General features: G+C 72.2%; 11 protein-coding genes and 1 pseudogene. 2 read left to right on the top strand and 10 right to left on the bottom strand.

Annotated elements, in window-relative coordinates; translation table 11 throughout:
- Window positions 1–113 precede the first annotated feature (113 nt).
- From EMA17_RS06815 to EMA17_RS06795, 6 genes and pseudogenes are all read right to left on the bottom strand, one after another.
- Window positions 114–581, bottom strand: a complete 468-nt coding sequence (locus tag EMA17_RS06815) for a cupin domain-containing protein (RefSeq protein ID WP_126635982.1) — start codon at window positions 579–581, stop codon at window positions 114–116.
- An 83-nt stretch (window positions 582–664) separates the two neighbouring features.
- Window positions 665–1501 (bottom strand): AraC family transcriptional regulator, encoded by an 837-nt coding sequence (locus tag EMA17_RS06810; protein WP_126635981.1) that lies wholly within the window; start codon window positions 1499–1501, stop codon window positions 665–667.
- A gap of 112 nt (window positions 1502–1613) precedes the next feature.
- Window positions 1614–1892, bottom strand: coding sequence for a hypothetical protein (locus tag EMA17_RS06805; RefSeq protein WP_174861317.1), 279 nt, complete (start codon window positions 1890–1892; stop codon window positions 1614–1616).
- Window positions 1893–1962: 70 nt separating this feature from the next.
- Window positions 1963–2046, bottom strand: a pseudogene (locus EMA17_RS56325) (DUF7800 domain-containing protein); the annotation flags it as partial.
- Window positions 2047–2140: 94 nt separating this feature from the next.
- Window positions 2141–3145, bottom strand: a complete 1005-nt coding sequence (locus EMA17_RS06800; protein ID WP_126635980.1) for a tyrosinase family protein — start codon at window positions 3143–3145, stop codon at window positions 2141–2143.
- Window position 3146: 1 nt separating this feature from the next.
- Window positions 3147–3590, bottom strand: coding sequence for a hypothetical protein (locus EMA17_RS06795; RefSeq protein ID WP_126635979.1), 444 nt, complete (start codon window positions 3588–3590; stop codon window positions 3147–3149).
- A gap of 310 nt (window positions 3591–3900) precedes the next feature.
- On the opposite strand from EMA17_RS06795, the gene EMA17_RS06790 reads away from it, so the two are divergent.
- On the top strand, window positions 3901–5109 hold the full coding sequence (locus EMA17_RS06790) for a serine hydrolase domain-containing protein (protein WP_371862969.1): 1209 nt from the start codon (window positions 3901–3903) through the stop codon (window positions 5107–5109).
- Between the two features lie 252 nt (window positions 5110–5361).
- On the top strand, window positions 5362–5874 hold the full coding sequence (locus EMA17_RS06785; RefSeq protein ID WP_126635978.1) for a hypothetical protein: 513 nt from the start codon (window positions 5362–5364) through the stop codon (window positions 5872–5874).
- A 114-nt stretch (window positions 5875–5988) separates the two neighbouring features.
- On the opposite strand, the gene EMA17_RS06780 is transcribed toward EMA17_RS06785, so the two are convergent.
- From EMA17_RS06780 to EMA17_RS06765, 4 genes are all read right to left on the bottom strand, one after another.
- Complete coding sequence (locus tag EMA17_RS06780; protein ID WP_126635977.1) at window positions 5989–6837, bottom strand: DUF4097 family beta strand repeat-containing protein; 849 nt, start codon at window positions 6835–6837, stop codon at window positions 5989–5991.
- A 75-nt stretch (window positions 6838–6912) separates the two neighbouring features.
- On the bottom strand, window positions 6913–7377 hold the full coding sequence (locus EMA17_RS06775; protein WP_126635976.1) for a hypothetical protein: 465 nt from the start codon (window positions 7375–7377) through the stop codon (window positions 6913–6915).
- Window positions 7378–7596: 219 nt separating this feature from the next.
- A complete protein-coding gene (locus EMA17_RS06770) occupies window positions 7597–8376 on the bottom strand; it encodes a thioesterase II family protein (RefSeq protein ID WP_218042677.1) in 780 nt (259 codons plus the stop codon).
- A gap of 14 nt (window positions 8377–8390) precedes the next feature.
- Window positions 8391–11711, bottom strand: a complete 3321-nt coding sequence (locus EMA17_RS06765; RefSeq protein WP_126636136.1) for a non-ribosomal peptide synthetase — start codon at window positions 11709–11711, stop codon at window positions 8391–8393.
- Between the last annotated feature and the right edge of the window lie 182 nt (window positions 11712–11893).

Here is an 11893-nt window from a genome sequence, read left to right as displayed (position 1 = left end):
CGGGGCCGGCATCCGCTACGTGCCCCGGGCCGGCAGGGCGGCGTCGACGACCTCGGCGCCGCGGCTGTTCCGTGCGCGGGTGAGGCTGTCACCGGGGCACACGACGCGGGTCTTCACCGCGTGTCCGCGTCGGGTGTGCCGGTGTGTTCGCTCGGGTGGGTGTCGGTGCGCGGGTGGTGATCGGTACCGAGGCCGGCGGTGATGGTCAGGATGGACGTCGGCCCCGCCATGTCGACGACGTGCCACGCGCCGGCCGGGTTGACGGTGGCCTCGCCCGGCCGCAGCCGCACGTGGTCGCGTACCCCGTCCATGTCGCGGATGACCGTCACCGACCCGCTCAGGCAGACGACCAGCTCGTCGCCGGCGGGGTGGCGCTCCCAGTGGTCGCCGGGACCGTCGCCGTCGAAGATCATCACCATCCGGCCCTCGGCGCCGTCCGCCGCGGCCGCGGCGCCGTATGCCCGGAGCACCTCCGGGTTCCAGGCGAAGCCCTCGATGGGCTTGGCCCTCGATCCCAGCCCGAGGTGCACGGGGGTGGTCCGCAGGTCGACGGCGTCGTGTTCGTCGTTGAGGAGTCTCATGCCCACGATCGTGCCGCGTCGGCGATCGGGTGGTCTTGAACGAAAGGGAACAGCGGCCGGGTCGACGGGGGGTCGGTCGGCGGCTATCCGGTCGCGAGGAGGACTTCGCCGCGACGCCAGGCCGTCGGTGATCGGCCCGTGAACTCGTTCCAGTCCCGGACGAGATGGGCCTGGTCGGCGTAGCCGGACGCGGTCGCCACGTCGGCCCATGCGAGCGGGGCTCGCGCCGTTGCCAGTTCGTGCGCGTGCTCGAAGCGCAGGACTCGGGCGAAGGTCTTCGGCGACAACCCCAGTTCGTCGCGAAACCGGTCGGTGAGGTAACGGCGGCTCCAGCCGAGTTCCGCGGCGACCGCCCCGACCCGGACGCGGCCCCGCGTGGCGACGAGCCGGCGCCACGCCTCGACCACCTCGGGGCGCGCCCGGTGCGCCCGGTCGCCGCCGGCGCCGTGTGCGACGGCTCGAAGGAGCAGTTCGTCCAGTGCGGTGAACCGTGTCGCCCACGTCGTCGCCGTTCGGAGCCGGTCGACCAATTCGACGCCGAGCGATCCGAGAAGGTCGTCGAGGGGCACGAGGTGGTGGGCGAGTCCGGCGGCGGGCATACCGTAGACGGCCCGGGCGCCGAGCGGTGTCAGCGAGATCTGTACACCCTGCTGCCGTCCGTTGTGATGGATCGCGACGGACCGGCTCCGCAGACCGCAGGCCACGCTGTCGTACCGGGTGATCGGCGACCCGTCGTCGACGCCCGTCGCCACCTCCAAGGGGTCCGACAGGCTGATCACCGTGGTGAGTCCCCGACCCGGCGGACCGCAGTGCACCCCCTCCGGGAACCCGCGGAGGTCGAAACCGACGTACGAGTCCACGTACGGCCGCAGGGCGGCCGTCGGACGTGCACCGGTCCCGGCGGTCGTGCGATTCACCACGCTCCCCAGTGTACGAGCGGGCGAGCCAGGCAAGATCACCGTCCGGAGCGCCGTGGCGACCGGCCGGCCGGCGGGCGCGGGCGGAATCGCCGAACCGGGCCGCGGCGCCGGGTCAGTCCTCGCGCAGCACCGCGCGGCCGACGCGGCGCAGCCGTGCGGCGCGGTTGCGCCGGCCGTTCTCGGCCCGGTCCAGGGACAGCGTGGCGCGGCGCCCGCGCAGGGTGAGCGTCATCAGGTGGTTGCCGAACCATGGTCCGCCCGGCTTCGTCCACTCGACCGGCAGCGGCGTCAGCCGCGCGTGCCCGGCCAGGGCGCGCCCGATCCGGGTCGCCGTACGTCCCCACCCGAAGCGGAAGCCGATCCGGATCGCCGGCGGGACCGAGTTGTGCACGGGTGCGCAGCACGCTCGGCGGATAGCCCGAGCGCTCGTCCGGCCGGCACACCCGCTCGTCCGGCGGCACCCGGTATTCCCGCGACCGCCCCGGCGTCAGCCCCTCGACCGGTACCAGCGCGTAGTGGTGGCCGAAGACCGTCCACGTCGACACCCCCGCCCCCTGTCCCTGCCCACCCCACCCGACCGCGATATCCACCGACGACCACGTCGCCGGATCGGGAGGTGGGCGTAGGGGGTTTCGGGGGTTATGGGACGAGGTCGTAGGTGTACCTGGTGGTGAAGTCGAGGGTCAGGCGGGGGGTGCCGCCCGGGGCGGTCGGGCCCAGGGGGGTGACGATCGGGTCGTCGATGCGGTGGCCCAGGAGGGTGGGGGAGGCTGTCATGGGTGGGGCGTAGGAGCGGCCGTGGTGTTGCATCCAGCCTTCCCAGAGCCGGTCCACGTTGCAGTGGTGCAGGTAGAAGATCGGATCGTTCGGGGACGATGCCGGGCCCATGTCGCCGCCCACCCAGCGGTGTACCTGGTTGTGCAGTCCGGTTCCGATGAATCCTTCCAGGCGGTTGCGGAACCCCTTGGAGTCCGCGTTCCAGGGGGCGAAGTCGTAGGTGGCGAGGTCGGGATCGCCGCCGAGCAGGGGCATGGTGTTGAACGCGGCGCCCACGTCGAGGGCGGTCGGGAGGGTGGTCGACGAGGCGGTGCCCAGCGGGGGAAGGGTTCCCAGGCCCCGGCGCAGGCCCCGGTTCGCCTGGACGAGTCGAAGGGAGCTGTCGGTTTCCACGCGGACCCGGAAACTCTTCGGGTCGGCGGCCTTGAAGACGAACGGCCCCGTGGAGATGGGATTGCCCGGACCGCCCATCCACTTCTCCGTCCAGATCGGTTGGCCCGCCGGCGTGGGCAGGGAGCCGTCGACGGACCAGTCCCAGTACGGGAGGGCGAAGCCGGGGTCGTCGAGGACGCGCTGGAGGTTGGCCTCCAGGTAGGCGAGCATGACGCGGTGCCACGGCAGGAACACCGGTCCGCGATGGGCGCCGTTGCGGACCATCCAGTCCCCGGTCGGCGGCACGGGCGTGGTCATGGCCCGGTGGTGCCAGATCACGAACAGGTCGTAGGTACGCACCGGCGCGGCGGGGCCGGGGATCCCGAACGCGGTCGTCCGCAGCGTCGTGTTCTCCTGTTTGAGGAGGTTGACGCCGCGGATGTACGCGTCCCGGGCGGACAGATCGGTGATGACGTTCCTGCGTACGACCGCCATCTCAGCCACCTCCGCGGTGATCCGGCCCGTGGCCGTGCTCGTGGTGGTGCTCGTGACCGTGCCCCTCGTGCGCGCCTCCGTCGTCTCCCCCCGGGCCCGCCGGGCCGCCGTGGCCTCCGGCGTCGGGCGGGAATTCGTCCGGGAAGTACTGGATGAGGGCCTTCACCGTGTCCACGGCGGACAGGAATTGGTACGCCGGCAGCGCGTGGCAGTGCACCTCGCCGTTGTTCGACACCATCAGGTGGGCGGTGACCGCTCGATCGTCCACGGTGATCTCGTACCTGGTCCGGACGACGATCCGGTGGCCCTCGAACTCGTCCTCGCGAACGCTGTCCATCGAGCCCGGCATCAGGTCCGGCACGGGCAGATCCGCGATGTATCGCGCGAGGACGGCCGGCTCGGCGCCCGCGGCGAAGTCCTGACGACCCATGTCCTGGTGATCCATCAGAAATCTCCCAAAGACCACAAACACGCCGTCGCCTCGCGTGCCCGAAACGCCTGGTACATGTCCAGGAGACGCTCATCCGCCACCCGCTGCAACTCCTGCCGCGCCGGGCCGGATCCCGGGTGTCCCGGCGGCGAGACACAGGGGTCGTGCGGTGGGGGTTCGAGCCGGCGATTCCCGGGTGCCGACGCGCTGTTCGCGCGTCGTTTCGTCGTCGGGTGTGGTCTTGGCACGGGAAACCCCCATGCGGCCCGGGGGTGACCTACGCTGCCGCCGACGGGCGAGTGTGGACGACGTTCGGGGGTACGGCGTGGTGGCGTGGAAGAGGGCGCGGGGCGGCGTGGTCGGCGTGGCGGTGATGGCGATGGTGGCCACCGTGTTCACCGGGTCGGCACGGGCCTCGGCGGACGAGGCGGACCGGTCCGGGGGCCGGCATCAGCAGACGCGGCGGGCGATCGAGGCCGCCGTGCGGGCCGGCGTTCCCGGGGTCACCGCCCAGGTGCGCGACGACCGAGGGGTCTGGCGGTCGGCGTCGGGGGTGGGCGACCTGAGGACGGGTGCGCCGCGCGGTCGGGACGATCGGTTCCGGGTCGGCAACGTCACCGATACGTTCGTGGCGACCGTTCTGCTCCAACTGGAGGCGGAGGGGCGCCTGGACCTCGACGACACCGTCGAGCGCCATCTGCCGGGCGTCGTCCGGGGCAACGGCAACGACGGGCGGGCGATCACCGTACGGCAGTTGCTCAACCACACCAGCGGGCTGTTCGACTACGCCCTCGACCCGGAGTACGGAGCCACGTATCTCGCGGGCGACGGCTTCCTCCGGCACCGGTACGACACGCTGACCCCCGAGACGCGCGTCCGGGTGGCACTCTCCCACCAGGCGCCGTTCGGGCCCGGTGTCCGGCACTCGTTCTCCAACACCAACGACGTCCTGGCCGCGTTGATCGTGGAGCGCGTCGCCGGCAGGCGGTACGAGGACGAGGTGCGCGATCGCATCATCGAACCCCTCGGGCTCGGGGCGACGTCCAACCCCGGCAACCGGGTCCGGCTGCCCCGGCCGAGCAGCCGCGGCTACGCCAAGCTCTTCGCGGCGCAGCCGGATCGGATCGACGACGTCACCGAGACGAACGCGTCCCAGTCCTGGGGCAACGGCGACATGATCTCCGACGCGGACGATCTGAACCGGTTCTTCGCGGCCCTGATCCGCGGAAGGTTGTTGCCGCCACGGCAGTTGGCGGAGCTGAAGACGACCGTCGACAACCCCGATTTCCCGGGTGCGTCCTACGGCCTCGGCATCGAACGGTTCACGCTGGGCTGCGGCGTCACGCTGTGGTACCACGACGGCGGCGCGCCGGGGTCGATCACCATGGTCGCCCTGACCGAGGACGGCCGGCATCGACTCGCGTTCAACTACAACGGAAGTTGGGCGGCGGAGACCATCCTGCCGATCGTGAACGCCGAGTTCTGCCCGACGCCTGCGGACCCGCCTTCGGGCCCGCCTTCCGACACACGCTGAGGCGAGCGCCGGGCCGGGCGGCACGACGGGGCGCCGCCCGACCCGCGCCCACCCGTACCGCGGTGGCGCGGCCATGGCGCCAACCGTGGCGGCAGGTCGACCGGATCCGGCCGGGGCCGGCAGTCCGGCGCGGCCCGGGCCGCGCCGTCGGCCGTTCGGGCCGGCCGCCTTCCACCTGGGCCGAGGGCGCACACTTCGGCATCGGGCCAGGTAGGCGCCGTGCGGCGCAATCGCTGTGCCATGATGGGGCCCATGGAACTACGCGAGTATGTCGAGGCGCTGCGCGACGAGCTGGTCGCAGCCTCCGCGGCCGGAGATGCCGAGACCCGCGCGGTGGCCGAGCGGCTCGTCGCCCCGCTGGAGTCGGCCGTCCGGCTCACGTTGCTCAAGGTTCTGTCGGCGGCGGCCGACGAGATCACCCGGGACCTGGCGCCCGGCTCGGTGGACCTGCGCCTGCGCGGGATGGACCCCAGCTTCGTGGTGACTCCGCCCTCGGGCGACCACGGCCCCGCCCAGGACGCCCCGGAGGAGAGCGGTGACCCGGCGAGCGACTGGTCGACCGGCGAGTTCGGTGGCACCAGGGGTGGCGCCACGGCCCGGATCAACTTCCGGCCGCCGCAGGAGATGAAGGACGAGATCGAGAAGGCCGCGACCCGCCAGGGCGTCTCGGTCAACACGTGGATGGTCCGCGCCTCCGCCGCGGCGCTGTCCAACAGCAAGCGGTCCCATCGCGGCAAGCAGCAGTTCAACGGCTGGGTGCAGTAGCCGCGCCGACGCGGCGGCCCACCCGTGTGCCGGCCTGCCGTGCGATCGCCGACCGGCCGGTCGCGCCGACCGGCGCGACCGGGCACGACGGCCCCGGCCGTACGATCCCGCCCGTCAGGCCCGGTGGATCGTGATGTCCCCGTAGGAGGTGTGCGCCCGCACCTCGATCGTTTCCCCGAACGACTTGGCGACCTCCTCCAGCGTGTTGTTCACGCGCCCGTATCCGGTGTTCAGATCCAGCTTCGCCGGGCTGTCCCCACCGATGCCGATCTCCAGGTCGCCGGACCCGGTCTTGAGCACGAGCGCGCCGCGGGTCACCTCCCCGACCCGGATGTTGCCGTTGGCGGTCTTGGCCTCGGTCGTACCCCCCGAGGCGTGGCCGACGGTGATGTCGCCGTTGGAGGTACGCGCGCGCACGTCGCCGGTGACCCGGCCGATCTCGATGTCGCCGTTGGAGTTCTTGGCGTCGATCGCGCCGTCGACCTCCGTCAGCCGGATCCGCCCGGTGGCGGTGGCGACCTCGGCGTCCCCGTCGACCCGGCCGACGCCGATGTGACCCGCCGTGCGCAGGTTCAACCGGCCGACGTGCTCCAGGCGAATGTTCGCGGTGGACGTCTTGTACGTGCACTCCCCGAGTCGTCCGGAGCCGCGCAGGTCCGCCATCGCCGCCTCGCCACGCACGCGCGAGCCCGTGGGCAGCACGATCGACACGTCCACCGAGCGGGACTTCCGGGAGAAGTCCACCACCACGGGCACCCCGTGCTTGGGCCCCTTGATCAGCAGCACTCCGTTGGCGTACTCGACGCGGATCTGGTCGGCCGCCTTGACGTCCGAGGCGTCCTTCTCGTCGGTCGGCCGTACCTCGACGACGGTGTCGGTGCGGTCCTCGGCGGTGATCTCCACGTCACCGACACCGAGTTCGAACTCGACGGAGATCGGCTTGGGGGTATCGAAAACAGGCATGGTTTTCCTTCCTCGTCATTTCCGGCGGGTGTCGCGGGTGTCCCCCGTGGCGGCGGGGATGTCGGTCCGGTCGGCTCAGCGTGCCCAGGCGGTGTAGCGCTGCCGGGCCCGCTTGCCGCGCCGGTCCGCGGCGCGGGGTATGTGCTCGTGCCGCACCGCGGCGAAGAGCACCTGCTCCAACCAGTCCTCCACCGAACGCCCTTCACGACCGGCGGCCCGCTCGACGGACTCCCTCAGGTGCCGGGAAACGCGCACGTCGGCACGTGCCGTGGCGCCGTTCGCACCGGCCTCGGGCGCGGTCTCCGGCGCGCGTGGCAGCACGACGAAGTACGGCTCGCCCTCGCGGAGCCGAATCTCGACCGCGCCCGGGGCGAATTCGCGATTGATCTCGTCCGCGGCGGCGGCCAGCGCGTCGAACAACATGCGTCGGATCACGGGCTCCAGCAGTCGCGCCTCCGGCACGACCGCGTCCCCACTGTCGGTCCGGGCGAGCGCGGCGAACTCGCGCCCGAACCTGTCCACGAACGGGCTCACATCCATGACGTCATCATGGCGCAAATGTTGCGCCATCACAAGTCGTCATGACCCGGATGGCGCCATCGGCGCCATGCCGGCTCGGCCCGGGCGGGTATCCGGGCAGGTCACCGGGGCCCGGGCGGCACCCGCGCGGCACCGCGAGCCGAACGCCGCTCGCGTGTCACGGTATCCGGATCGGCACCTCGCCGAGCCGGTCGAGGGGCCAGGGCCGCACCCGCCGGGTCACGACGCGGCCCCCACGCCACGCTTGACCCGATCCAATACATCCCGCAGATCCGCCAGCAGCATGTCCTCCTCGGCGCGGAGGTAGAAGTGCCCACCGGGAAAGACCCGGATCCGAAATCCGGCGTTCGTCGTATCCGCCCAGCGGCGCATCAGCTCCGGGCTCACCTCGGAATCGTGGTCGCCGGTGTAGCCGTACACCGGACAGTCGAGCGGAGGGCGGTCGCCGGCGGGATAGTCGTCCACCATCCGGTAGTCCGCACGGACGGCGGGGAGCAGGATCTCCCGCAGGTCGGGATCCGCGAACACCGGGGCGCGGCTCTCGTCGAAGCGCACGACGTCCGCGATGATCTCCTCGTCCGTGCCGAAGTGTCGCCGCAAACCTTCCAGCGCATGCGACGGACGCCTGCCCGACACGCACAACGCGGCCGGCGGGCACCCGCGCTTGTGCAGGCGCAGCGCCACCTCGTGCGCCACCGAGGCCCCCATGCTGTGCCCGAACAACACCAGCCGATACCGCGTCAACCCGACGAGGGCGTCGACGATGTCGTCGGCGAGCGCCTCCAGCCCGGACGGGAACGGATCGGCGAGCCGATCCTCGCGGCCCGGATACCGGACGGCGAGCAGGCCGACATCCGAAGGCAGTCCCCGCGCCCAGGTGCGGTAGGCGTTGGACCAGCCGCCGGCGTGGGGGAAGCAGACGAGCTTGGTCGCGCACGCGTCGTCGTCACGAAAGCGGCGGAGCCACCGCTCTTCCGCCGGGCTCGTCATACTCGTCATTCTCGGGTTTCCTCTCAGAGCGCCTTGCCGTCCTTCGTCCGCCTGCGCAGGGCCGGCCGGCTCGACCGGGTGAGGTCTCCCCACATGTCCGACAGGCCGATGATGGTGCGCGCCGCGAACAGCGTGCGGATGGACACCTCGAGGTTCAGCTCCGCCCGGATCAGGCCGACCAGCCGGATCGCCCGCAGCGAGTTCCCGCCGAGGTCGAAGAAATCCTGGTCGATACCCACGCGGTCCAGTTCGAGCACGTCGGCGAACACCGCGGCCAGGACCCGTTCGGTTCGGTTGCGCGGGGCCCGGTAGGACCCGCCGTCGAACTCGGGCTTCGGCAGGGAGGCCCGGTCCACCCGACCGCCCGCGGTCACGGGCAGGCGTTCGAGGAGTACGAAGGCCGTCGGCACGACGGACTCCGCCAGCCGCTCGGCGGCGAACCGGCGCAGTTCCTCGCCCGACAGGCCCGAGGGGCCGGAGTCCGGGGAGTCGGAGGAGTCGGAGGAGTCCGCCGATCCCGAAGCGCTCGGAAGCCCGGCGGAGTTCGCCGCGCCCTCTCCCGCACCGCCGACCGGAACCACGTAGGCCACCGGACGCCGCTGCCCCGACTCGTCGGCCAGGCCGACCACCACCGCCTGTGCCACGCCGGGGTGTTCGGACAGCACCTCCTCGGCCTCCGCCGGCTCGACCCGAACGTCGCGCACGTCGAAGCGGGCATCGGCCGCGCCGACATACTCGAGCCCGCCGTCGGTTCCCCATCGCACCAGGTCCCCGGTCCGGTACATCCGACCGCCGGCCGGGCCGAACGGGCAGGGCACGAAGCGCTCCGCGGTCTGCCCGGGGCGCCCGGGGCGGCCGCGCGTCACCCCGGGGCCGGCCACGTACAGCTCACCGGTCACCCCGACGGGGACCGGCGCCAGGCCCGGGCCCAGGACGTACAGGGCGGTGTTGTCCATCGGGCGGCCGATCGAACCCGCGTGGTACGCCGCCTCGCCCTCGACCGGGCGGTCGCACGCGGCGAGCACGGTCGTCTCCGTCGGCCCGTGGCCATGCACGATCGTCAAGTCGGGGCAGGCCTCGCGGACCCGGCGCAGCGCGGCCGAGGACACCCGGTCGCCGCCGGTCCACACCTCGCGCAACCCGGCCAGGCGCTCGGGGTGTTCCGCCGCGATCGCCGAGAAGAGGCCGGCCGACAACCACGCCGCCGTGATCGACGTCGACGCGGCGAGCGCGTCCACGGCCGACTCCCCCGGCCCGGCCACCAGTACCCGGCCGCCGTTCAGCAGCGGCACCCACAGCTCCAGGGCGAGCGCGTCGGCGGTGATCGGCGAGTGCCACAGCACGGTGCCTCGGCCGCCCTCGTGCCACCGGCGGTCCAGGGCCAGGCGCTCGATGTTCCGGTGCGTCACGGCGACGCCGGCGGCCTTGCCGGTCGGTCCGGAGCCGTACATCACGGCCAACAGGTTGTCCGGCCGCGACGGGGCGGCGGCCTCCGGCGCGTCGTCGCCGCTGTCGGCGCCGGTCTCCGGGCGCACGTCGTCGAACAGGATCACCGCGACGTCCCGGGCCACGGCGGCCCCCTCGGCGGTCGCCGCGTCGGTGAGCAGCACCCGTACCGAGGAGTCGCGCACCACCGGCACGATCCGTTCCGCCCGGGACGTGGGGTCGATCGGGAGGTACGCTCCGCCCGCCTTCACCACCCCGAGCAGCGCGACGACCAGGTCCACCGACCGGGGCAGCGCCACCGCGACGACCGTCTCCGGGCCCACGCCGCGTCCGCGCAGCGTCTGCGCCAGGCGCCCGGATCGGGCGTGCAACTCGCGGTATGTCAGCGTCGATTCGCCGAACCGCACCGCGACGTCGTCGGGGGCCTGCGCCACCCGGCGGGCGAACAGTTCCGGGACCGTCGACCCCGGCAGGGGCACGGCCGTGTCGTTCGGCGCGGTCAGCACCAGGTCGCGGGCGTCGCCGCCGAGCACGTCCAACGCGCCGACGCGCAGCTGCGGATCGGCCGTGACCGCGTGGATGTATTCGATCAACTCGGCGCCGATGAAACGCAGTTCCGCCCCGGTGTACAGGCCGGCGGGGGCGTCGAGTCGCACGAACAGGTCGCTGTCGGCGCTGCCGTCGGTGTAGACGCCGATGGACAGTTCGTCGAAGACCCCGTTCGTTCCGCCGAGGTAGCGCGCGCGGTGGTCGGCGAAGTGCAGTTGCTCCGCGAACTCGACGATGTTCAGGACCGCGCCGAAACTGCCGCGTCCGCTCAGGACGGTGCCGCTCGCGCGCTGGATCTCCGAGTAGTGGCAGGCGGTCTGCCCGAAGATCTCGTAGGTCTCGTCCACGACCGCGTCGGCGATGTCGGCGAACGTCGCGCCCAACGGCACCTTCACCCGCATCGGCACCACGTTCACCGCCAGGCCGGGTGTGCGGCTCGCCTCGCCGGCCCGGTTGGCCACGGCCAGGGAGAGCAGGAACTCGGGCCGGTCGCACCGGTGTCGGAAGTACGCCGCCGAGGCCGCGGTCAGCAGCGACGACATCCACACGCCCATGGACTCGGCGGCCTCGATCCACCCGTCCGCCTCGGCGCGCGGCACGGTCAGCGTACGACTGACCATGCCGATGGAGTCGGCCAGCTGCGCCCAGCGGTCCACCCGGCTCATCGGCTCGGCGAGCGCGGAGCGCGCCGCGTCGGACAGCGGTATCCGCGGCACCTGCGCGGGCGCGGGCGCCTCGGTGAGGTATTCGCGCCAGAACCCGGTGTCCTCGGCGAACTTCGCAGACGCCTGGTATCGCGCCGCGTCGCCGGCGAACGACTCGATGTCCCAGGGGTGTTCCGGCTCCGGCACCGCGCTGCCCCGGGCCAGCGCGGTGTACACCTCGGCGAGGCGCCGGGACAGCAGGCCGCCGGCGCCGTACCCGTCCGAGACGAGGTGGTGGTAGGCGATCACCACGAGGGAGCGGGCGGGCCCGAGCCTGACCACGCCGAGCCGGAGCAGCAGATCGCGCTCCAGGTCGAACGGCTGCTTCATCATGTCGGCCAGCGCCTCGCGCGCGGCCTGCTCGGGATCCGCCTCGGCGCCGACGTCCAGGAAGAACGGCTGCCAGTCGGTCGATTCCCGGGGCACCAGAAGCAGATTGCCCTCGCCGTCGTCGACGAAATCGATCCGCAGCACTTCCGCTTCCGCCAGCACGTGCCGGAATGCGGATTCCATGACCGCCGTGTCGATTTCACCGTCCACGTCCCACATGCTCAGCGCATGGTTGAGCATGTCCGGAGACATTTTCTGGGCCAGCCACAATCCTTTATGCGCCGACGACGCACCGAACGAACGCACAGGGATCATCCCCTCGGCAAACAGGCCAGGAACCTGAATGAATTCGCAGATCACCTCCACCTTCACGGAAGTGTGATCGGCCGGTCAAGACAACGGGTGCCGGAACGGGCCGTGCCGCGTCGTATCCGCGGTGTCCCGCCGGCGGGACACCCCCGGCATGCGGAATCCCGGTCGAAACAGCGGAGGTTCGG

The sequence above is a fragment of the Embleya hyalina genome, assembly GCF_003967355.1.
Taxonomy (GTDB): Bacteria; Actinomycetota; Actinomycetes; order Streptomycetales; family Streptomycetaceae; genus Embleya; species Embleya hyalina.
Note: the sequence above shows the minus strand (reverse complement) of the source record. Positions and strands in the feature narration are given on the sequence as shown.

Coding starts and splice junctions, on each gene's coding strand:
- EMA17_RS06815 (WP_126635982.1), bottom strand. CDS start 581: ATGAGACTCCTCAACGACGAACACGACGCCGTCGACCTGCGGACCACC.
- EMA17_RS06800 (WP_126635980.1), bottom strand. CDS start 3,145: ATGGCGGTCGTACGCAGGAACGTCATCACCGATCTGTCCGCCCGGGAC.
- EMA17_RS06795 (WP_126635979.1), bottom strand. CDS start 3,590: ATGGATCACCAGGACATGGGTCGTCAGGACTTCGCCGCGGGCGCCGAG.
- EMA17_RS06785 (WP_126635978.1), top strand. CDS start 5,362: ATGGAACTACGCGAGTATGTCGAGGCGCTGCGCGACGAGCTGGTCGCA.
- EMA17_RS06780 (WP_126635977.1), bottom strand. CDS start 6,837: ATGCCTGTTTTCGATACCCCCAAGCCGATCTCCGTCGAGTTCGAACTC.
- EMA17_RS06775 (WP_126635976.1), bottom strand. CDS start 7,377: ATGGATGTGAGCCCGTTCGTGGACAGGTTCGGGCGCGAGTTCGCCGCG.
- EMA17_RS06770 (WP_218042677.1), bottom strand. CDS start 8,376: ATGACGAGTATGACGAGCCCGGCGGAAGAGCGGTGGCTCCGCCGCTTT.
- EMA17_RS06765 (WP_126636136.1), bottom strand. CDS start 11,711: ATGATCCCTGTGCGTTCGTTCGGTGCGTCGTCGGCGCATAAAGGATTG.